This window comes from Enterococcus songbeiensis, assembly GCF_005405265.1.
GTDB lineage: Bacteria > Bacillota > Bacilli > Lactobacillales > Enterococcaceae > Enterococcus_C > Enterococcus_C songbeiensis.
Map to the genome: position 1 here is coordinate 1 of NZ_BJDS01000028.1, position 21,573 is coordinate 21,573.

General features: G+C 39.3%; 21 protein-coding genes. All 21 read left to right on the forward strand.

Annotated elements, in window-relative coordinates:
- A partial coding sequence (locus FFM66_RS11410) for a hypothetical protein (protein WP_212741319.1) occupies positions 1 to 288 on the forward strand: 288 nt, incomplete at its 5' end.
- Between the two features lie 80 nt (positions 289 to 368).
- Complete coding sequence (locus FFM66_RS10710; protein WP_048605112.1) at positions 369 to 833, forward strand: MaoC family dehydratase; 465 nt, start codon at positions 369 to 371, stop codon at positions 831 to 833.
- Positions 826 to 1,515: a Bax inhibitor-1/YccA family protein gene (locus FFM66_RS10715; RefSeq protein WP_137605905.1), complete on the forward strand. Its 690-nt coding sequence runs from the start codon at positions 826 to 828 to the stop codon at positions 1,513 to 1,515. The genes FFM66_RS10710 and FFM66_RS10715 overlap by 8 nt, the downstream gene beginning before the upstream one ends.
- Positions 1,516 to 1,670: 155 nt before the next feature.
- The gene (gene polA, locus FFM66_RS10720; protein ID WP_137605906.1) at positions 1,671 to 4,310 is read left to right on the forward strand and encodes a DNA polymerase I; all 2,640 of its coding nucleotides are present in this window, start codon (positions 1,671 to 1,673) and stop codon (positions 4,308 to 4,310) included.
- 13 nt (positions 4,311 to 4,323) lie between these two features.
- The gene (gene mutM, locus FFM66_RS10725) at positions 4,324 to 5,154 is read left to right on the forward strand and encodes a DNA-formamidopyrimidine glycosylase (protein ID WP_048605115.1); all 831 of its coding nucleotides are present in this window, start codon (positions 4,324 to 4,326) and stop codon (positions 5,152 to 5,154) included.
- 2 nt (positions 5,155 to 5,156) lie between these two features.
- Positions 5,157 to 5,747, forward strand: a complete 591-nt coding sequence (coaE, locus tag FFM66_RS10730) for a dephospho-CoA kinase (RefSeq protein ID WP_137605907.1) — start codon at positions 5,157 to 5,159, stop codon at positions 5,745 to 5,747.
- A gap of 86 nt (positions 5,748 to 5,833) precedes the next feature.
- On the forward strand, positions 5,834 to 6,160 hold the full coding sequence (locus FFM66_RS10735; RefSeq protein ID WP_048605117.1) for a hypothetical protein: 327 nt from the start codon (positions 5,834 to 5,836) through the stop codon (positions 6,158 to 6,160).
- Positions 6,161 to 6,378: 218 nt separating this feature from the next.
- Positions 6,379 to 6,858, forward strand: a complete 480-nt coding sequence (gene nrdR / locus FFM66_RS10740; RefSeq protein WP_048605118.1) for a transcriptional regulator NrdR — start codon at positions 6,379 to 6,381, stop codon at positions 6,856 to 6,858.
- A 17-nt stretch (positions 6,859 to 6,875) separates the two neighbouring features.
- The gene (locus FFM66_RS10745) at positions 6,876 to 8,243 is read left to right on the forward strand and encodes a replication initiation and membrane attachment family protein (RefSeq protein WP_048605119.1); all 1,368 of its coding nucleotides are present in this window, start codon (positions 6,876 to 6,878) and stop codon (positions 8,241 to 8,243) included.
- The gene (dnaI, locus tag FFM66_RS10750; RefSeq protein WP_048605120.1) at positions 8,243 to 9,166 is read left to right on the forward strand and encodes a primosomal protein DnaI; all 924 of its coding nucleotides are present in this window, start codon (positions 8,243 to 8,245) and stop codon (positions 9,164 to 9,166) included. The genes FFM66_RS10745 and dnaI overlap by 1 nt, the downstream gene beginning before the upstream one ends.
- Positions 9,167 to 9,181: 15 nt before the next feature.
- A complete protein-coding gene (locus tag FFM66_RS10755) occupies positions 9,182 to 9,604 on the forward strand; it encodes a hypothetical protein (protein WP_048605121.1) in 423 nt (140 codons plus the stop codon).
- A gap of 134 nt (positions 9,605 to 9,738) precedes the next feature.
- The gene (locus FFM66_RS10760; protein ID WP_137605908.1) at positions 9,739 to 10,443 is read left to right on the forward strand and encodes a tRNA (adenine(22)-N(1))-methyltransferase; all 705 of its coding nucleotides are present in this window, start codon (positions 9,739 to 9,741) and stop codon (positions 10,441 to 10,443) included.
- Positions 10,440 to 11,558 (forward strand): Nif3-like dinuclear metal center hexameric protein, encoded by a 1,119-nt coding sequence (locus tag FFM66_RS10765; protein ID WP_281276031.1) that lies wholly within the window; start codon positions 10,440 to 10,442, stop codon positions 11,556 to 11,558. Before FFM66_RS10760 ends, FFM66_RS10765 begins: the two co-directional genes overlap by 4 nt.
- Before the next feature lie 11 nt (positions 11,559 to 11,569).
- Positions 11,570 to 12,799 (forward strand): peptidase T, encoded by a 1,230-nt coding sequence (pepT, locus tag FFM66_RS10770; RefSeq protein ID WP_137605910.1) that lies wholly within the window; start codon positions 11,570 to 11,572, stop codon positions 12,797 to 12,799.
- A 157-nt stretch (positions 12,800 to 12,956) separates the two neighbouring features.
- Positions 12,957 to 13,229, forward strand: a complete 273-nt coding sequence (locus tag FFM66_RS10775; protein WP_048605125.1) for a DUF1294 domain-containing protein — start codon at positions 12,957 to 12,959, stop codon at positions 13,227 to 13,229.
- A gap of 6 nt (positions 13,230 to 13,235) precedes the next feature.
- Positions 13,236 to 14,282, forward strand: coding sequence for a lysylphosphatidylglycerol synthase transmembrane domain-containing protein (locus FFM66_RS10780; protein ID WP_371851522.1), 1,047 nt, complete (start codon positions 13,236 to 13,238; stop codon positions 14,280 to 14,282).
- Positions 14,283 to 14,411: 129 nt separating this feature from the next.
- A complete protein-coding gene (clpB, locus tag FFM66_RS10785) occupies positions 14,412 to 17,012 on the forward strand; it encodes an ATP-dependent chaperone ClpB (RefSeq protein ID WP_137605912.1) in 2,601 nt (866 codons plus the stop codon).
- 144 nt (positions 17,013 to 17,156) lie between these two features.
- On the forward strand, positions 17,157 to 18,698 hold the full coding sequence (locus FFM66_RS10790) for an ABC transporter permease/substrate-binding protein (protein WP_137605913.1): 1,542 nt from the start codon (positions 17,157 to 17,159) through the stop codon (positions 18,696 to 18,698).
- On the forward strand, positions 18,695 to 19,666 hold the full coding sequence (locus FFM66_RS10795) for an ABC transporter ATP-binding protein (protein WP_137605914.1): 972 nt from the start codon (positions 18,695 to 18,697) through the stop codon (positions 19,664 to 19,666). Before FFM66_RS10790 ends, FFM66_RS10795 begins: the two co-directional genes overlap by 4 nt.
- Entirely contained in the window at positions 19,653 to 20,978 is a 1,326-nt protein-coding gene (locus FFM66_RS10800) for a dihydrolipoyl dehydrogenase family protein (RefSeq protein ID WP_137605915.1), read from the forward strand. The genes FFM66_RS10795 and FFM66_RS10800 overlap by 14 nt, the downstream gene beginning before the upstream one ends.
- A 12-nt stretch (positions 20,979 to 20,990) precedes the next feature.
- Positions 20,991 to 21,458, forward strand: a complete 468-nt coding sequence (locus tag FFM66_RS10805) for a GyrI-like domain-containing protein (protein WP_048605131.1) — start codon at positions 20,991 to 20,993, stop codon at positions 21,456 to 21,458.
- The last annotated feature ends 115 nt before the right edge of the window (positions 21,459 to 21,573 follow it).

Genomic DNA, 21,573 nt, shown 5'->3' on the forward strand with positions numbered 1-21,573 from the left:
ACAGACGACCGAAAATTCTTTTTACGATTTTCGGTCGTCTGTTTTATGATTCTTGGGACTTATGTCCCAAGCTCTTTTTTACAACCGTCATTGGCTATGGCCAGTGAGGGGCGTCGAATGAAACGAAAGTCCCCTTTGATTTATTATGGAAGAAACCTTCGAAAAGTCTTGCTGTATTTGTTGAAATTGGGGTGTCTGGATAAATTTGCCACAATTAAATTCTTTTATTTTTTCACTAATGGTCGTGTATTGAAACAAAAAAATCAGGGATATCTTTTGATTCCTTAATTTCTATCGCAAAAACTTGCACTTTTGGCGGGTTCTGATAGAATTAGATTATTAAAAATGGTAGTTGGAGGAACGACATTTTGCAGATAAACAAACCGAAAAAACTTGGGAAGACCATCGAAGAAATCGAGGAGGGTGATTCGTTATCCTTAACAGAATCGCTAGAGGATAATCAGTTGCTTTTATATTTAGGGTTAACGAATGATTCGAATCCTTTATATATACAGCATGATTTTGCTTCTCATACTGAGTATCAACGTCCGATCGTACCATCTGTTATGTTGATGGGTATCATCACTAGTGCAATCTCAAAACATTTACCTGGTCCGGGTTCTCACGTGGTGAACTTTTCCGTGAATTTCATTGAACCAGTCTATCATTATGAAACCTTAACTTTTGAATTTGAAGTTATCAAGGTAGATAAAATGAAAGATGTTGTGACGATTTCAGTAGAAGCTACGAATACAGAAGAAAATCGGGTATTAGATGCTGTCGTTATGGTACAGCCGCCAATTTTACAAGAAAGTAGTGAAGAAAATGAATAATATGAACCATTCAGTTGCCGAAGCAAGTGGGTTGAACCGCTTCTATTCGAAAGTATATTTGTTTTTTGCTGCGGGACTTGGTCTTAGCAGTGTTGCTTCTTATTTATGTTCTACCGTGTTTCAATATGAAACGTTGAACTTTGTCAACAATTTTCCATTAGGTTTTATGGGTCTATGGATTATTCAAATGATTTTAGTTGTGGTCTTAGGAAGAAAGGCGAAAAAGAATCCTTCCTTGACGATTGCCGGTTACATTGTTTTTTCTCTGTTAATGGGAATCACATTATCCATTACTTTGATGACCTACAATGTCGGAACGATCGTTCAAGCATTTGCTGCCGCAGCGGTTACGTTTACCGGTGCCGCATTGATTGGAATCTTCATTAAAAAAGATTTAAGCGTTGTTGGTCGCGTGGCTATTATTGGTGTTTGGGGAATCATCGGGGTTTCCTTGATGAATGGTTTCTTTTTCCATAGTGCTGGTGCAGATTTCTTGCTGTCAATCATGACGGTAATCATTTTTGCTGGATTAACAGCCTACGACAATCAAATGATTCGCAGATTTTACAGTGAAACACAAGGCGAGAATACTGGTGTTGCTGCCTTTGTAGCGTTGCAACTATATCTTGATTTTATGAACATGTTTTTGGCGTTGGTCCGTATTTTCGGAAGAAACGACTAACCCTCAATACACTTAACAGACAAAAGGACAAAATCGACTTTGATTTTGTTCTTTTTTTTCACGCAGAAATTGGGATTATCAGCTCAAAACAATGCAATCAAAGGATATCTTTGTTAGAATAAAGAAGAACTTTTTTAGAAGAGGAGCTAACAAAAATGGCTAAAAAGAAACTCTTATTAGTAGATGGAAACAGCGTGGCTTTTCGCGCGTTTTTTGCCTTGCACAATTCATTGGAACGTTTTACAAATAACAATGGGTTACATACAAATGCAATCTATGCCTTCAATACAATGTTTGAAAATGTTATGTCAAAAGAAAAACCGACACACGTATTGGTAGCATTTGATGCGGGCAAGACAACCTTTCGAACCGAAATCTATCCGGAATACAAAGCGGGACGATCAAAAACACCAGGGGAATTTCGGGAACAAATGCCTTATATTCGAGAACTGATCAGTGGATTAGGGGTACAGCATTATGAATTGGAAAATTATGAAGCAGACGATATTATTGGCACATTGGCAACCCAAGTAGACAAGAATGAATTTGATGTGGTCATTTTATCAGGAGATCGGGATTTGACCCAATTAGCAACAAACGATATCAAAGTTGCCATTACTGTCAAAGGTGTCAGTGAAATCGAAAACTATACACCAGAACATATCGCAGAAAAATATGATGGATTAGAACCGAAACAAATCATCGATATGAAGGGGTTAGCCGGTGATACCGCAGATAATATCCCCGGAGTGACGAAAATCGGTGAAAAAACTGCGATTAAATTGTTGAAGGAATACGGATCAGTTGAAGGTGTTTATGAAAATATCGACAGCTTGAAAAAAAGCAAAATGAAAGAAAATCTGATCAATGATCAGGAGCAGGCCTTTTTGTCAAAACGTTTGGCAACCATTAATGTCAACGCCCCGGTCGATGTTTCGATTGATTCGTTGGAATATCACGGAAAAGATTTAGATAAGTTGGTTCCTTTTTTCAAGGAAATGAATTTTAAATCTTTCTTAGATAAGCTGAATGTTGTTGATACGCATGAAATGGAAGATATTCATTTTAATGTCGTTGATCAATTTACCGAGGACATGTTTGCTGAAGATATGGCACTTTATGTTGAAATGTTGGGAGAAAACTACCATTTAGAAGATATCGTTGGTGTTGCTTGGGGATCAAAAAAACAAATTTATGTCACTAGTAACGAAGAAATTTTTGAAAATCCTTTTTTCAAAAAATGGTTACTGGCAGAAAATCAAAAGAAAGTCTATGATGCAAAACGGACGTATGTGGCATTAAAGCGCTATGTGACCCGTCCACAAGGAATCACTTTTGATGTCTTGTTGGCCGCCTATCTTTTAGATACCAATGACAATAACAATGATATCGCTGGTGTAGCAGCCCATTATGACTATACCGATATTCAATCAGATGAAACAGTTTATGGAAAGGGTGCAAAAAAAGGACTACCGGAAGAGGAAGAACTTTTCTATGCCCATTTATCTCGGAAGGTCAAAGCAATTCATTGGTTGAGTGAAAAATTAGACCAGGAATTGACAGAAAAAAATCAGAGTGAGTTGTTCTATCAAATGGAATTGCCTCTTTCAAAAATTTTGGCAGAAATGGAAATTGCTGGAATCAAAGTGGATGCTACTCGTCTGCATACAATGAAAGGTGAATTTTCTCGTCGTCTACAGGAAATTGAAGAAAAAATCTATCAGGAAGCAGGAACAACCTTCAATATTAATTCGCCGAAACAATTAGGCGTGATTCTTTTTGAAAATATGGGCTTGCCAGTTATCAAGAAAACAAAAACCGGCTATTCTACAGCGGTGGATGTACTGGAACAATTGCGAGAACAAGCACCAATTGTAGAGGACATTTTAAATTACCGTCAAATCGCCAAAATCCAGTCTACCTATGTGGAAGGCTTGCTGAAAGTGATTCAAGGCGACGAGAAAATTCATACCCGCTATGTGCAAACTTTGACTCAGACGGGGCGATTAAGTTCTGTAGATCCTAATTTGCAAAATATCCCGATTCGTTTAGAAGAAGGACGGAAGATTCGCCAAGCGTTTGTCCCTCGAAAAAAAGACTGGTTGATTTATTCTTCCGATTATTCACAAATCGAGTTGCGGGTATTGGCGCATATTTCCGATGACACTCATTTAAAAGAAGCGTTTATTGAAGGACAGGATATTCATGCCAGTACCGCGATGCGGGTTTTTGGGATCGAAAAAGCCGAAGACGTGACACCAAATATGCGACGTCAAGCCAAAGCTGTCAATTTTGGGATTGTTTATGGAATTTCTGATTATGGACTTTCACAAAATCTGGGAATTTCTCGAAAAGAAGCGCAACAATACATCGATACGTATTTTGAAAAATATCCTGGTGTGAAACAATACATGGAAGATATCGTTCGTGATGCAAAAGACAAGGGCTTTGTTGAAACCCTTTATCATCGCCGTCGATATCTGCCGGATATCAATGCTCGGAATTTTAATCTGCGCTCTTTTGCTGAACGGACTGCCATTAATACACCAATCCAAGGCAGTGCTGCCGATATTTTAAAAATTGCGATGATCGAATTAGATAAGCGAATGAAAAAAGAAAAACTTGAAGCAGTTATGCTGTTGCAAGTACACGATGAATTGGTATTTGAAGTACCGGAGACCGAGTTGGAGACTCTTGATCAGCTAGTCAAGGAAGTCATGGAGTCAGCAGTTGCGTTGAGTGTGCCGCTGATTACCGATAGCAGTTGGGGTACCACTTGGTACGATGCAAAATAGAAGGTGAAGAAAGTTGCCAGAATTACCAGAAGTAGAAACAGTTAGAAAAGGCTTAGTTCATTTAGTTAAAGGAAAAAGAATCGATAATGTAGACGTTCGTTGGACCAAAATCATCGAAGCCCCGGAAGTTCCCACGTTTCAAGAGCTAGTAAAGGGGCAGACGATTGAAGATATTCAGCGTCGCGGCAAATATTTGATTTTTAAATTAACAGATTTTGATTTGATTTCCCATTTACGGATGGAAGGAAAGTATGAATTTTTTGAATCGAATCCGATTGTGGATAAGCACACCCATGTGATTTTTCATTTTTCAGACGGAACACAATTACACTATCATGATGTTCGTAAATTTGGACGTATGGCGCTGGTGGGGAAAAATCAAAGCGAAACTTATAAAGGAATTCTACGATTAGGACCAGAACCTTTACCGGAAACGTTCACGTTGGCAGGTTTTACAGAACAACTAAAAAAATCCCATAAAGCGATCAAACCATTACTTTTGGATCAGCGATTGGTTACCGGTTTGGGAAATATTTATGTCGATGAAGCTTTGTGGCAAGCTAAAATCCATCCTGAACAGCCAGCAAATACATTGACGGATAAAGAAGTAAAAAAGTTGCGACAAGCAATCATTGAAGTTTTATCCAAAGCAGTTGCTGCTGGGGGCACAACGATTCGAACTTACTTGAACGCACTAGGGGAAGCAGGGAAATTTCAGCTTTCATTAAACGTTTATGGTCAAACTGGTAAGCCTTGTCCTCGATGTGGCACCCCAATCGTAAAGTTAAAAGTCGCTCAACGGGGTACGCATATTTGTCCAACCTGTCAGAAATTGAAGGTGTAGAAATGAAAAAAATTCTTGGTGTTACCGGTGGAATCGCCACTGGTAAAAGCACGGTAGTTGATATTTTTCGCGCCCATGGTTTTCCTATCATTGATGGTGATCTAATTGCACGGGAGGTCGTGGTTCCTAATAGTCCTGGTTTAGCAGCAATCGTCGGAGCCTTTGGGAAGGAAATTCTTACTGAAGAAGGAACCTTGGATCGTAAAAAACTTGGAAGAATCGTTTTTCAAGAGGAAGCAAAATTAAACTTGTTGAATCAGGTATTAAATCCATTTATTCGCTCGGAAATTTTACGGCAATTACAGGAGGCGGAGGCACCCTTAGTTATCGCTGATATTCCGCTATTATTTGAAGGGTATTACGATCAATATGTGGATCAGGTCGCTGTTGTTTATCTTCCCGAGTCCTTGCAGGTCCAGCGTTTGATGGAACGGGATAACTTCTCTCAAGAGAGCGCTATGCAGCGTATCCGCAGTCAAATGCCTATCGACGAAAAAAGAAATCGGGCAGATATCGTATTTGATAATCAAGGAACTCGACAACAAACAAAAAAAATCGTTGAGGATTGGTTGAGGCAAAATCAATTCATTTGAGTCATTTCGTCAGTTTCGTTCAAAAATTTTGTTCATTTTACTGAATTTTGTTACAATTTAGATAGGAACAAAAGGAGGAAGGACGCATGGGAACGATCAAAGATGAAAAAGATAAATTGGTAGGCGGCGCAAAGGAAAAATTTGGCGAATTAACAAAGAATGAAGAACTTTCAGAAGAAGGAAAAAGTCAAAAAGAAGATGCCGAAAAAAATCTTGAGCAGCGAAAAAAAAGAATTGAAGAACTTGAAAATCTTCATGATGAAAAACAAGCGAACATTCAGGATGGTACCAAAGATCAAGTGGGTCGTGACCTGGAAGAACACGCTGTCCCGACGGAGGAAGACTTGAAAAATAAAGATCGTTTGGAAGAAGAACGCTTGAAACATTATACCGGAATTGAGGAAAAACTCTAAGTTTATCGAAAATCTTATTAGTCATTGACTAGTAAGATTTTTTTTAATCTGTCCAAAAAAATTGGTAAAAACTAAAAATTCTATCAAATCGATTGATTTCTGTGAAATTTCAAGTCAAACTCCCGCCGTTGAAAGGATTTCATGTTATAATTAACCAAGAAATAAGTCGATAAATTGTAGACTTTAGCTAAAAATTTAAAGAATAATGAGGTGGAATCATGCGTTGTCCAAAATGTCACCATAACAGCTCCCGTGTTATTGATAGTCGTCAAACAGATGAAGGGCGAACCATTCGCCGCCGTAGAGAATGTGAAAACTGCGGGTTCCGTTTCACGACTTTTGAACGAATTGAAGCAGCACCCCTTTTAGTGATTAAGAAAAATGGCGAACGGGAAGAATTCAGCCGAGATAAAATTTTACGTGGATTGATCCGTTCGGCGGAAAAACGTCCAGTTGCAATGGAACAAATGGAAGAAATCGTCGACCATGTGGAAAATCGCGTCCGGAGTTTGGGCGTTAATGAAGTATCAACTAACTTGATTGGCGAATATGTCATGGAAGATCTCGTTGATGTGGATGAAATCGCCTATATTCGCTTTGCAAGTGTTTACCGTCAGTTTAAAGATATGTCTGTTTTTCTTAAGGAGTTACAGGATATCGTTGAAAAAGCGAAAGCTTCTGACCACAAAGAGGAGTAATTAAAGGAGGACTTTTTTTGGAAAGTGCCTGGTATGAAGTTCAGCCGAAAAATATTTATCAAGCAAAAAAAGCCTTACCGCTGACACAAGACGGAGAAAAATCATTGGTTTATTTATACCAGCCAATCATCGGCGGAGATGCCATGAGTTTGTATTTTTGTCTGTTGGGAGACGCAACGGAAGAACAAGAATTGACTCATTTAGATTTGCTGAATGGCATGGATGTTGGTCTACCACGTTTTTTTCAAGCAAGAAAGCAACTTGAAGGTATTGGTTTGTTGCGAAGCTATCAAAAAGACGATTCAGAATTTGGTAAGATGCTGCTGTATGAATTGTTTGAGCCCTTACATCCGCAAGCGTTTTTCAGAGAACAGTTAACGGCATTTTTATTGCTAAGCAAGGTGGGAGAACAGAAGTTTCAACAACTTATCCGTCGTTTCCGCCCAAAAATGATTTCTACAGAGGGCTACCAAGAAGTAACGCAGAAATTTACAGAGGTCTATTCTTGGACGGAAGCCGAATTTGGAAGACAGGAAACTACTTTGGATCATGTATCTGGAACATTTTCTACTTCAAATGAAAATCTGCCGCAACTTGATTCTTCCAAATTGGATTGGGCATTTTTGTTGGATTTATCTGAAAAAAAATTTATTGCTTCAGAGGCATTTACAAATGAATTAAAACAAAAATTGACCTTGTATCATGATTTATATGGCTATAATGAACTAAAATTAAGTGAATTACTGGGGCAGGCGGTTTCTCTTTCTGATGGGTCGATAAATGAAAAGACCCTAGAAAAGGCAGTTCTTGAAGATGCTCAGATTATTTATGCCAAAAATGCCACACCCATTGATCCTGAAAGCACGCCGCAAGTTCGTCGAATGAATACATTGAAGCAACAAGGCTATTCTGACAAGGACTTGGAGATGATTCAACAAAGTGAAGAATTAGCGCCAATGGAATACTTGACTGCTATCAAACAAGCAAAAAAAAGTTTTGTTGCAAAAAATGAAGAATGGCTGGTGCAGGATTTGGTGCAAAAATCACCTTTACCAAATAGTGTGATTAATATTTTGATCAATTATTTGTTGGTTGTTCAAAATAAAAGTGCGCTGATTCCAGCGTTGGCGAATCAAATTGCGACGGACTGGTCTGAAAAAGGCATTCGTTCCCCAGAAGATGCTATCAAGCATGTGCGGGAACTTGCGAAAAATAAATTACAGAAAAAAGCAACCCCGGCTTATTCTCGTCAAGGACAAACAGTCAAAAAACGGGAAGAAATGCCGGATTGGTCTGCAAAAGCTACGGCGAGCGATCCAAAACGAAAAGCCGAGATCGATCGAATGATGAAAGAGTACTTCGATGATGGAGAAGGTGAAAACTAATGGAAGATGTTGGAAAAAATATCGATAAAATGCTGAATCGACGAAATTATCGTTCGCAATACAGCGAAATGATGGATTCTGTCCTGAAAGATCCCGATGTTACCGCATTTTTATCCGAGCATAAGGATAAATTGACCCCAGAAGACATTGAAAAAAGTTACGCAAAAATTTATGAATTCGTTCAAGAAAAACGAAAATTTGAAGTTAACGATCCCACAATGATTGCTCCCGGTTACGAGCCGCAGTTGACTCTGAATTTTCATTTTGTTGATGTGACTTATGTGCCGACACAAGCCTTGATTGAGCGGAGAAAAATAGAAGAAATCAAAAATCGCATCAGTACGATCGATATTCCTAAAGATATTCGGGATGCAACGATGAAAAGTTTCGATAAAACGGTGGAACGGGAAGAGGCGCTTTTTGAGACAATGCGCTTCATCCGCAGTTACGAAGAAAATCCGAAAACCTTTCATAAGGGGCTGTATTTAGCGGGAGACTTCGGTGTTGGTAAAACGTATTTGTTGGGAGCAATGGCAAATGAGCTGGCCAAACGGGGCTTCACGTCCACGTTGGTTCATTTTCCGACCTTTACCTCACAAATCAAAAGTGCGATTGCCGATAATACAGTCAACGAAAAACTTGATCGAGTCAAAAAAGCCAATGTATTGATCTTAGATGATGTTGGGGCAGATTCAATGACCTCTTGGACGAGGGATGAAGTCTTTGGAGTGATTTTGCAATATCGCATGCAAGAACAACTCCCAACCTTTTTTACCTCCAACTTAACAATGGAGGGCTTGGAAAAACACCTGAGCATCACAAAAAATGCAGATGAGCCGCTGAAAGCCAAACGAATCATGGAACGTATTCGCTATTTGACAAAAGAAATCATCATGTTGGGAAATAATCGCCGAAATGGCTAGGAAAAGGAGCCTGTTATGAAGACCCCTATTTTTCTTTTATGCACTTTATTTTTATTAGCTGCCTGCACTGAGCAAAAGCAAGCAGCGCCTAGTACTGCTGAAACGCAACAAACAACACAATCAACAACTACCAGCACACAAGAAGGAGAAACGATGAAGACCCATTTCACTGGAAAAATCGTTGAGGAAATCGAGGAAAATTCTGCGGATCAGACGGTTCGAATTTTTTTGAAAGAGCTGGAAGCCATCAGTGACCCGGAAACTATTTTACCGAATTTTCAAGAGGGAGTTATTTTGCACGTACCGGAAGAAAAAATGCCAGATGCGAAAAAGGGAAGCACTGTGGACGTCGTGTTACAAGGAATACCAATCATGACGATGTCGATTCCACCACAGATTCCCGGAAATTCCATTGAGCAAGTCACCATTCGTCAATAATAGATTCAGAAAAACTGAGGATTGCCCAAAAGGTAGCCTCAGTTTTTTTATCGTTGACTGATTTTTTCTTCTTTTCAATGTTATAATAAAAATGTTTAATAGAAATGAAGTACCTAGAGATAAAGGAGGTCTATATGAACGAGCAAACACTATCCTTACGCTTACAGCGAGTGGGTGCAGCAGTACCTCTCGGAGCTCGTTTAGCAGATATTGGCTCAGATCATGCCTATCTGCCGGTGGCGCTGATGCTGAAAGATAAGATTTCTTTTGCTGTGGCGGGAGAAGTCGTCAAAGGGCCTTATGAATCGGCACATAAGCAAGTACTAAAAAATGGCCTGTCAGAAAAAATCATCGTCCGTTTGGCGGATGGTTTAGCTGCAATCCAGCCAGAAGATCAGATAACGGCGATTACTATCGCTGGTATGGGAGGAACTTTGATCCGTTCGATTCTTGAAAATGGTCTTATTTCCCAGCAGCTTTCTGGAAAGGAACGTCTGATTTTACAACCGAATGTTGGGGAACCGGGGTTACGATTTTGGCTGATGAAAAATAAGTACCAGATCATTCATGAGGAAATCATTGAAGAACATCAAAAAATCTATGAATTGATCGTGGCTGAAAAAGCAGCAGCAGAACCAACTTATAGTGAACAAGAAATTTTCTTTGGTCCTTTTTTACTTAAAGAAAAAAACAGTGTCTTTCAAAAAAAATGGCAGCGAGAAATGCAGCAAAGAAAACGGGTCTTGACTCAGTTGGAGCAGGCAGAAGAATTACCAAAAGAAAAGATTCAGGAAATTACACAGCAACTACAATGGATTCAGGAGGTTTTGGAGCAATGAGCGTTTGGGGAACGACCTTTATCCAACGATTTGAAGAGTATTGCCCATTATGGTTGGCTGAACCGGGAGATCCGGTAGGTTTGCATTTGGGAACCTTGGAAAAACCGGTTCAACGCGTGATGATGACCCTTGATGTGCGTCCAGAAGTGGTCGCAGAAGCCATCGGAAAAAAAGTGGATCTGCTGATTGCCAAGCATCCACCAATTTTTCGACCAATCAAACGCTTGACCACCGATGATCCTCAGCAAAAAATGTATATTGATTTAGTAAAAAATGATATTGCCGTTTATGCAGCACATACCAATATGGATATCATTTGGGATGGTTTGAATGATTGGTTCTGTGAAATGTTAGCCATTGATGTGGAGGGCTTTATGACGCAGACCCATCAAGTTCCGTTTAAGAAATTAGCGGTCTATGTGCCGACAGAAAATGCGGCTGCAATGCGACAAGCTCTTGGTGATGCCGGCGCTGGTAAACAGGGCAATTATCATCACACCAGTTATTCGATGACTGGTACAGGACGTTTTACTCCTACTGCTGAGGCGCATCCGGCAATTGGTCAGGCAAATCAGGAAGAGGAAGTTCAGGAAACACGAATCGAAGTTATTTTTCCTGAAACAAAAGAAGCTGCTGTTTTGCAGGCGATGTATACCGTTCATCCTTACGAGGAACCGGCTTTTGATATCCTGCCTTTAAACAATCTGCCAATGACCTATGGAATCGGTCGGGTGGGGATACTGGAGAAGCCTTTGACGATCAATGAATTGTGTGAACGAGTAAAAGATGTTTTTGAATTAGAAGGCTTACGATTGATTACCGCTGATCCAAATAAAACGGTTCAACGAATTGCGATTTGTGGTGGCAGTGGAGAAAAGTTTTATGAAGATGCACTGAAAAAACACGCCGATGTGTATATTACTGGTGATGTTACGTATCATATTGCCCACGACATGCAAGCAAAGGGATTGACGGTCATTGATCCAGGGCATAATATTGAACGTGTATGTATTCCCAAATTTATAGAAAAAATGAATGAATGGAAAGCGGAGGAGCAATGGACCATCGAATGTATTCCATCGATGACAAATACGAATCCCTTCCAATTTCGATAGGAGAGAAAAAAATGTACGAAAATTTATTACCTCGTTTTTTACGGTATGTAAAAACAGAAACGCGTTCTGACGCAACCAGCGGTAAAACACCGTCAACACAGACACAGGTGGATTTTGCCCAAGTGTTGAAAAAAGAATTGGAAGACCTAGGTCTGCAAGAGGTTGTTTATAATGAAGCAAATGGCTATGTCATTGCAACCTTGCCAAGCAACACAGAGAAAAAAGTTCCAACGATCGGTTTCATTTCTCATATGGATACAGCAGATTTTAATGCGAAAAATGTGAATCCGCAAATCATTGAAAATTACGATGGTGAATCAACGATCCAATTGGATGAGGAAGGAAAATTCACTTTGAATGTTCAAGATTTTCCTAATTTGCGTAACTATCGTGGAGAAACATTGATTACGACAGACGGCACGACTTTATTGGGCTCTGATGACAAATCTGGAATTGCAGAAATCATGACCGCAATGGAAATTCTACTTAAAAATCCTGAAATTAAGCACGGGGCAATTAAAGTTGCCTTTGGACCAGACGAAGAAATCGGTGTTGGTGCAGATAAATTTGATGTAGAGCAATTTGGTGCAGACTATGCCTATACGATGGATGGTGGTCCAGTTGGTGAATTACAATTTGAAACCTTCAATGCTGCACAAGCAGAAATCACCATTCAAGGAAAAAATGTTCATCCCGGAACGGCAAAAAATACGATGATTAATGCACTGCAATTGGCTATTGATTTTCAAAATCTACTGCCGGCAGAAGAGGTACCGGAAAAAACGGAAGGATACCAAGGTTTTTACCATCTGATGTTTTTAGAAGGAACACCCGAAGAAGCAAAAATGAGCTATATTATTCGGGATCACGATCGTACTAGCTTCGAAGCCCGGAAAAATAAATTACTAGAAATTCAAACGAAACTGAATGAAGCTTTCGATCAAGAACGAATTTCTATTCATATGTATGATCAATACTATAATATGCGGGAAATCATCGAAAAAGATATGAGTATTGTGGAAATCGCCAAACAAGCCATGATTGATTTGGGAATTAAACCAATCATTGAACCTGTTCGTGGTGGAACCGATGGATCAAAAATTTCTCAATTGGGTACACCAACACCAAATATTTTTGCTGGTGGCGAAAATATGCACGGACGATTTGAATTTGTCAGTTTACAATCGATGGAAAAAGCGACAGATGTCATCGTGAAAATTGCTGAATTGAATGCAAAGTAATGAATGAATAAAGAGCTAAACGAGCCCGGCTTTCTAAAAAGTTTAATGGGCCGTTTGGTTCTTTTTTTTAAAGCATCTTTTTTAACTCAAAGAATCTTTGCAACTCTTTAAATTTTACGGTATCCTGTAATGAGGAATTGGAGGAAACGAAGAACCTATGAATGAATTTTTACGGGCACCACTTTACTTATATTTTATTTTGATCAATCTTTATGTTTTTTTCCTAATGGGCTACGATAAGCATCGAGCAAGAAAACAACAATGGCGTATTCCGGAATCAAATTTGTTATTTATGGGCGTTGTTGGTGGCGGATTAGGCGGATTGTTGGCGCAGCATATTTTTCACCACAAAACCTTAAAGCGAAAATTCACCATTTGCTTTATTATTGGGATTTTGGTGGATGTCGCGTTGGCAATATACGTTTTGTAGGAGTAGATCATGAAGTCAAATTCAAAAATTAAGCTGATTATCAATATTGCCTTACTCGTAGCCATCTTTGGTGTGATGTATTATTTGTTGCGGGGCTCTTTAACTGAAATTTTTATCGAATTGAAAGACACCAGTTTAGCCGTTGTTTTAGGCGTACTTTTTTTAGGAACACTGTATCAAGTGCTTGAAGGATATTCAATTAAAGAGATTGCGACGGTCTTTCAGCCGCGATTTCGTGGGATAGATGGACTTTGGACCGCAAGTTATTCTGCTTTTTATCGTTTCATAACCTTTGGCGCAGGAACTTTGATTTCTGAGGTTAATTTTTATCGAAAAAAAGACCTTCATATTTCTCAAGGAATTGGAGTCACAGCACTGCATATGATTATGTACAAAGCGGCTGTTTTGACCTATGCGCTTGCGGGGCTGATTATTCAATTTTCACTTTTTTATGCTCATGCGCCCAAAATGATTCCCTTTATTCTTGCCGGCATGATTTTAACCTTTGTCATTATTGCTTTTCTGATTATTTTGTCAGTAAGTGTGCGACTTCAAGTTCTATTTGTTCAAATCAGTCACCGATTGTTCAAATCAGAAAAATTACGAGGAATCGTGGATAAATGCAATGTTCAGATTTATTCTTTGCGGGAAACGATGTATCGGGTGTTGAAGGATCGGACGGCAATGTTGCGAATCTATTTATGGAATCTGATAAAGCTGATTGCATGGTATTTGATTCCTTATGTTGTGTTAGTTAACGGTCATCCAGAATTAGACTTTTTATTGAGTTTTGCATTGATCAGTTTTACTGTGATTTTAGCAGGAGTCATTCCTTCACCAGCAGGTATTGGTTCTTTCGAATTTGTTTATCTGCTATTGTTTCGTCCGCTTGTCGGTACGGTTGATGCAGTCTCTTCCATGCTACTCTATCGCTTTGCCTCCTATATCTGGCCGTTTTTGATTGGTTTTGTGTATATTTTGGCAGAAAAAAGAAAAGTGATCCGCACGGAAATCAAAGAAATAAAAAAAGAGAATAGTACAGAAAGCGAGTGAATTCTTTGGTTTTTCAACCAAGGAATTTTTTTGTTCATAGACAGCAATTGTTTTGACCATATTTGACCAAAGGTGTATAATTTATTTTGTGAGAGAAAGTTGCTCTTACAAAAGATGGGAGGAAATTTTATGAATATAGAAAAAATGACAAGCACACTGCAAGAAGCGATTGCAGAAGCACAACAAATTGCCATTACTCGTCACCATCAAGACATTGATATTGCTCATTTATGGAAAATTTTCTTACAGCCAAATCATTTTGGTCGTAATTTTTATACGGATGCCGGAGTAGATGTTGACGATTTTGAGATCAAGGTCGATGAATTATTGGATCAGGCGGCAACAATTGAAGGCGGCAACGTGCAGTACGGACAAAGCATGAGTCAGAACCTTTTCAATCTGCTTTCGGAAGCAGATCGTTTGCGGGAAACTTTTCAAGATGATTACTTGTCTACAGAGATTGTATTGTTGTCTTTGATGCGCTTAAAAAATCATCCTTTGACAAAATATTTACTTAATCATGGAATCAATGAAAAAGAATTACGTAGAAATATTGAAGAAATGCGAGGTGGAGACCGAGTGACTTCACAAAATCAGGAAGAACAATACAAAGCCTTGGAAAAATATGGGGTTGACTTAGTTCAACAAGTAAAAAATGGCAAGATGGATCCGATTATCGGTCGAGATGAAGAAATTCGGGACGTCATACGAATTTTATCCAGAAAAACCAAAAATAATCCAGTGTTGATTGGTGAGCCAGGTGTCGGAAAAACCGCAATTGTGGAAGGATTGGCACAACGAATCGTAAGAAAAGATGTCCCGGAAAATTTAAAGGATAAAACGATTTTTTCCCTGGATATGGGAGCCCTAATTGCTGGAGCGAAATTCCGCGGGGAGTTTGAAGAACGTTTAAAAGCAGTTTTAAAAGAAGTCAAAAAATCAGAAGGACATATTATTCTGTTTATCGATGAAATTCATAACATCGTTGGTGCTGGAAAAACAGAAGGCAGTATGGATGCCGGTAATTTATTGAAACCCATGCTGGCTCGTGGTGAATTGCATACGATTGGTGCGACCACATTGGATGAATACCGTCAATACATGGAAAAGGACAAAGCACTTGAACGACGTTTCCAAAAAGTACTCGTGAAAGAACCGACTGTTGAAGATACGATTTCGATTTTACGGGGACTAAAAGAACGCTTTGAAATCCATCATGGGGTGAATATTCACGACAACGCGTTAGTTGCAGCTGCAACTTTGTCTAATCGTTACATCACAGATCGTTTCTTACCGGATAAGGCGATTGATTTAGTGGATGAGGCTAGTGCAAGTATCCGCGTGGAAATGAACTCCATGCCTACTGAATTAGATCAAGTGACACGTCGGTTGATGCAGTTGGAGATTGAAGAGGCTGCATTGAAAAAAGAATCTGATGATGCTTCTAAGAAACGCTTAACAATTTTACGGCAAGAATTGGCAGAACTTCGAGAAGAAGCAAATGCCATGAAAATGCAGTGGGAAACGGAAAAAGAAGAAGTCAACACAATTTCTAATAAACGAGAAGAAATTGATAAAGCAAAGCATGAGTTGGAAGATGCAGAAAATAATTATGATTTGGAACGGGCAGCTGTTTTACGACATGGAACGATTCCTCAATTAGAAAAGGAATTACATGAGCTGGAAGAAAAAGGCAAAGCAGAAGGCGTTCGAATGGTTCAAGAATCTGTGACTGAAAATGAAATTGCGGCAGTTGTTGGCCGTTTGACAGGTATTCCGGTGACGAAATTAGTTGAAGGAGAACGGGAAAAACTATTAAAATTAAACGATACCCTCCATCAACGGGTCATTGGGCAAGATGAAGCAGTGGATGCCGTGTCAGATGCAGTCATCCGGTCACGTGCAGGCCTGCAGGATCCTAATCGTCCCCTTGGTTCTTTCTTGTTCTTAGGACCAACTGGTGTCGGGAAAACGGAATTAGCCAAAGCATTGGCAGAAAATCTGTTTGACTCAGAAGAACATATGGTTCGAATCGATATGAGTGAATACATGGAAAAACATGCTGTCTCTCGTCTAGTTGGTGCGCCTCCAGGCTATATCGGCTATGAAGAAGGAGGACAGCTAACAGAAGCGGTTCGTCGCAATCCTTACACGATCGTCTTGCTGGATGAAATTGAAAAAGCCCATCCAGATGTTTTCAATCTGTTACTACAAGTATTAGATGATGGCCGTTTGACGGATTCTAAAGGTCGTGTGGTTGATTTTAAAAATACTGTGTTGATTATGACCAGTAATATTGGTTCACAATTATTGCTGGATGGCGTAACAGAAGAAGGAAAGATTCCTGAAAATGTTGCTGATTCAGTGATGGGCCTATTACGAGGACACTTCAAGCCAGAATTTCTGAACCGGATTGATGATACAATTTTATTTACACCATTAAGTTTGGACGATGTAAAAGGAATTGTGGAAAAAATCATCGCCCAATTGTCCCACCGATTGGAGGATCAAGATATCCAATTGGAGATTACCGATGAATCAAAAAGCTGGATCGCAGAAAATTCTTATGAACCGGCCTATGGCGCACGCCCATTGAAACGCTTTATCACGAGAGAGTTAGAAACACCGTTAGCAAAAGAAATCGTTTCTGGACGAGTATTACCAAAGTCGAAAGTTACGATTAGTTTGTTAAATGATCAATTGGTTTTTCAAAATAGCGAACAGGAATAACCAAAAAAATGGCAAGGATCAGATAATTGATTCTTGTCTTTTTTTGTCCAAATAAAAATTCTGAATCTCTCGACAAGCGAATGGTTTGGCGGAAAAACTTCTTTACTTTATACTGAAATAAATGGGGTAAAGAAAGGAAATGAAATGAAAACTTTTATAGATATGCTTCTTGATCGGAAAGACGAATTGCTTTCAGCAACTTTCCAACATCTTTCTATTTCGATTATTGCACTTTTGATCGCAATTATTATCGCAGTTCCTTTGGCGATTTGGTTGGCAAATTATAAAAAAGCGGCAGAGGTTATGCTGCAAATCACCAGCGTTTTACAAACAATTCCTTCATTGGCACTGTTGGGACTATTGATTCCTTTTGTCGGTATCGGCACTGCGCCAGCATTGATTGCATTGGTGATTTATGCGTTGTTGCCGATTTTTCAAAATACGTATATTGGTTTATCAGAAATTGATCCTTCCATTGAAGAGGCGGCGGTGGCATTTGGTATGTCTCGGATGCGCCGCTTAATCAAAGTGGAGCTTCCCATCGCGCTGCCGGTAATTATTTCCGGAATTCGGACAGCATTGGTTTTGATTATTAGTACCGCCACTTTAGCAGCGCTGATTGGTGCTGGTGGACTAGGAACCTTTATTTTATTAGGTATCGATCGGAATACACCGATGCTCACATTGATCGGAGCTATCAGCTCTGCATTATTGGCAATTTTGTTTAGCAGTTTGATTCGTTTGCTGCAAAATTTAAAACCTCGCTATACGTTACTGACTTTAGCTGGATTGATTTTTTTGATTGGTGGTGTTTCTATTTACCAAACAGGAGCTTTTCAAGGAACCACGGTCACAATCGCTGGAAAATTAGGCTCAGAGCCGGATATTTTGATTAATATGTATAAAGAATTGATTGAAGAAGAAAATCCTGAAATTCAAGTCGAATTAAAACCAAATTTTGGTAAAACGAGTTTTTTATTTAGTGCTTTAGAGCACAACCAAATCGATATTTATCCGGAATTTACCGGTACGGTCTTAGAAAGTCTAGTCAAAGTTCCTGAAGGAGATCAAGGAAAAGCCTTTTCTTCGGAGGAAACCTATGAGAAAGCCAAAACATTGCTGACAGACCAGTATCAGATGACGTTTCTTGAACCTATGGCTTATCAAAATACTTATGCATTGGCGATGAAAGAAGCGTTTGCCAAGGAACATCAAATTGAGAGCATTTCAGATTTGATCAAAATACAAAATCAAATCAAAGCTGGTTTTACGTTGGAATTTATTGACCGTTCAGACGGGTACAAAGGAATTCAGGAGAACTATCAATTGGATTTCCCAAGCGTTCAAAGTATGGAGCCGGCTTTGCGTTATCAAGCCATCAATAATGGAGACATTAATCTAATTGATGCCTACTCGACAGATAGCGAAATCCAACAATATAAACTGGTTACGCTAAAGGACGATCAACATCTTTTCCCACCTTATCAAGGTGCACCGTTGATGCAAAAAGAATTTGCAGAGAAGCACCCTGAAGTCGTCAAAGCATTAAATCGTCTAGCTGGAAAAATTACCGAAGAACAAATGATCTCCCTCAACTATCAAGTCAATGTGGAGAAGAAACAACCTGAAAAAGTTGCCCGCGACTTTTTGCTTGAACAGGGTTTGTTGAAGGAGGCAGAAAAATGACCGAGATAATTGCATTTAGAAATGTGGAAAAACACTACGGTGAAAAGATCGTAATCGATCAGTTGAACCTCAGTATCCAAACCGGAGAAATTTTCGTTTTGGTGGGGCCTTCAGGAAGTGGGAAGACCACAACGTTGAAAATGATTAATGCGTTGACCGAACCTACGGAGGGGGATGTGTATTTTAAAGGAAAACGGATCAAGGATTACAACCTGCAAAAAATGCGGTGGCAGATGGGATACGTTTTACAACAGATCGCATTATTTCCAACGATGACGGTAAAACAAAACATAGAAGTTATTCCAGAAATGCTTGGCTGGGAAAAAGAAAAACGTAAAATGGATGTGGATCGATTATTAAAATTAGTTAATTTGAATCCTGAACAGTATCGCAACCGAATGCCTCGAGAACTTTCCGGCGGGGAGCAGCAGCGAATCGGAATTTTGCGGGCGATTGCTGCCAATCCAGAAGTAATTTTGATGGATGAACCCTTTAGTGCGCTTGATCCGATTTCTCGTTCCTCCCTCCAAGAGCTGGTTTTGCAGTTGCATGAAGATTTGGGCACCACGATTGTGTTTGTTACCCATAATATGAAAGAAGCCATCAAATTGGGGGATCGAATTGCAGTCATGCGCAACGGACGGTTGATTCAATGCGACACGCCAGAAAAAATTATTGCAGAACCCAAAACGAAATTTATTGAAACCTTTTTTGAGGAAACTGGTGAGGATGAAGCGGCGCTTGTGACGGTTCGACAAATGATGCAGGCTGGTTTTTATCAAACGACTGTTATGAAAAAAGAGCAACCAATAATCACTGAAGATACCACTTTACAGGAAGTTTATCGTGTTCTAGCGACTGCCTCAAGCGTGAGTATTAAAAGAGGACAGGAAGTAGTTGGACAATTATCAGGACAAGATGTATTTGCATTTTTGAGTCGAAAGGAGGAGGCAGATGAAGAAAGCTGATGTTGTTGTTATTGGTTCTGGGGTTGCTGGATTGAGTGCTGCTTTTGGCTTAAAGGAAAGTGGACATTCCGTCATTATTGTTGAAGAAGATTTATGGGGTGGAACCTGTCCAAACCGCGGATGTGATCCAAAAAAAGTTCTGCTTGCGGCAGTTGAAGCGCAAAAGAGCATCCAACACCTGCAAGGAAAAGGATTTTCAGAAACACCGACAATTAATTGGCAGGAGTTGATGGCGTTTAAACGGACTTTCACCCAGCCAGTTCCTAAATCTCGCCAAAAGTCATTAGAAAAATCCGGGATTGAAACGCTTAAAGGAACTGCGCGTTTTTTGGATGAAAATCATCTGCAGGTAAGGGAAGAAATTATTGAGGCCAAACAATTTTTGATCGCTAGTGGGCAACGTCCAACGTTATTGGCAATCAAAGGAAAAGAATATTTTAAAACCAGTACCGATTTTCTTGATTTGGATCAGTTACCAAAAAGAATTGCTTTTGTTGGCGCTGGCTACGTGGCAATTGAGCTGGCAACGATCGCTAGTGCTGCCGGGGCAGAAGTGTCTATCATCCATCATAATGATCGACCATTAAAAGCATTTGATGAAGAATTGGTTGCTGAGTTAATGAATCAACTAAAAACCCAAGGACTCTCTCTCAATTATGATATTTCTTTAGATGAAATCGAAAAAACAGAATCAGAAACGTATCTGCTTAAAGGAAATAAGTTTCAGCTTGAAAGTGACCTTGTCATTTGTGCTACCGGTAGAATTCCAAATGTCGAGACGTTGCAATTGGAAAATGCTGGTGTTCAGTATGATCAGCATGGAATTATCGTAAATGAATTTCTACAAACGACAACCCAAAATATTTTCGCTTGTGGGGATGTTTTAGCTAAAAAAATACCCAAATTGACACCAGTGTCTACCTTTGAAGCCAACTATGTTGTGAAAACAATGGAAAAAATCGAGAAAGGAATCAGTTACCCGGCAATTCCAACAATCGTATTCGGTAGTCCAAAATTGGCTCAGGTAGGCATTCCTACAAAAGAAGCTTTGGAAAATGGCCAACAATTTACGATTGTAGAAAAAAATTTGACAGAATGGTTCACCTATCATCGAATCAATGAACCAATTGCTAAAGCAAAACTGATTTTCGAAAAAAATCAGCTTGTAGGAGCCAGTACGTTGAGTACTCACGCCGATGAGTTGATCAATTTACTCGCACTTGCGATTGATAAAAAAATAACCGCAGAAGAAATCAGTAGTTTTATTATCGGCTATCCATCTGTTGCCAGTGACTTGTCATATTTAGTATAGGAGGAGAGCAATATGGAATTAATCAAGATTCGGAAAAATCCGCAATTAGTTGTTTCAATTACGAAAGAAATGACGAATGCAGAGGTATTTGATTGGATTGGTGAAAGTTTCATGAAATTAGCCGATCATATTGAACGAGAAAAAGCGCAAATTGCCGGTCTGCCGTTTGTTTCTTTTAAAAAACTTGATGAAAATGGAAATATTGCTGCTGCGAAGGTGATGATCGAGATTGGTATTCCTATTGATCACGAAATCAATGACACGATTGAAATCATTTGTTACCAAATGGCGGGCTATAAAGCGATCCAAGGAACATTTACTGGAAGTGACGATGATTTGGCACTGGTTTATTCTTTGATGATTGACGAAATAAAAAAGGGCGGACGGGAATTTATGCATCAAAGTTATGAATATTATTTGACAGATGCTTCGGCGAACGCAGAAGAACAAATGACGATGTTGGAAATACCATATCGCTAGACCACACCTAATAACGAAGTAGTCAGTTGCAGGATTTTGCGGCTCTTTGTCAAATAGTGTTGTTTTGAATTAAATCTGGAAAAGAGAGCATTCCGGTGTTCTCTTTTTTTGTTAT

Bases quoted from the DNA above. Each gene is read 5' to 3' on its own strand.
- FFM66_RS10765 (WP_281276031.1), top strand. From the start codon at position 10,440: ATGAGCGTTTGGGGAACGACCTTTATCCAACGATTTGAAGAGTATTGC.
- FFM66_RS10715 (WP_137605905.1), top strand. From the start codon at position 826: ATGAATAATATGAACCATTCAGTTGCCGAAGCAAGTGGGTTGAACCGC.
- nrdR (WP_048605118.1), top strand. From the start codon at position 6,379: ATGCGTTGTCCAAAATGTCACCATAACAGCTCCCGTGTTATTGATAGT.
- FFM66_RS10735 (WP_048605117.1), top strand. From the start codon at position 5,834: ATGGGAACGATCAAAGATGAAAAAGATAAATTGGTAGGCGGCGCAAAG.
- pepT (WP_137605910.1), top strand. From the start codon at position 11,570: ATGTACGAAAATTTATTACCTCGTTTTTTACGGTATGTAAAAACAGAA.
- FFM66_RS10800 (WP_137605915.1), top strand. From the start codon at position 19,653: ATGAAGAAAGCTGATGTTGTTGTTATTGGTTCTGGGGTTGCTGGATTG.
- FFM66_RS10805 (WP_048605131.1), top strand. From the start codon at position 20,991: ATGGAATTAATCAAGATTCGGAAAAATCCGCAATTAGTTGTTTCAATT.
- FFM66_RS10755 (WP_048605121.1), top strand. From the start codon at position 9,182: ATGAAGACCCCTATTTTTCTTTTATGCACTTTATTTTTATTAGCTGCC.
- clpB (WP_137605912.1), top strand. From the start codon at position 14,412: ATGAATATAGAAAAAATGACAAGCACACTGCAAGAAGCGATTGCAGAA.
- FFM66_RS10760 (WP_137605908.1), top strand. From the start codon at position 9,739: ATGAACGAGCAAACACTATCCTTACGCTTACAGCGAGTGGGTGCAGCA.
- coaE (WP_137605907.1), top strand. From the start codon at position 5,157: ATGAAAAAAATTCTTGGTGTTACCGGTGGAATCGCCACTGGTAAAAGC.
- FFM66_RS10795 (WP_137605914.1), top strand. From the start codon at position 18,695: ATGACCGAGATAATTGCATTTAGAAATGTGGAAAAACACTACGGTGAA.
- polA (WP_137605906.1), top strand. From the start codon at position 1,671: ATGGCTAAAAAGAAACTCTTATTAGTAGATGGAAACAGCGTGGCTTTT.
- dnaI (WP_048605120.1), top strand. From the start codon at position 8,243: ATGGAAGATGTTGGAAAAAATATCGATAAAATGCTGAATCGACGAAAT.
- FFM66_RS10790 (WP_137605913.1), top strand. From the start codon at position 17,157: ATGAAAACTTTTATAGATATGCTTCTTGATCGGAAAGACGAATTGCTT.
- FFM66_RS10775 (WP_048605125.1), top strand. From the start codon at position 12,957: ATGAATGAATTTTTACGGGCACCACTTTACTTATATTTTATTTTGATC.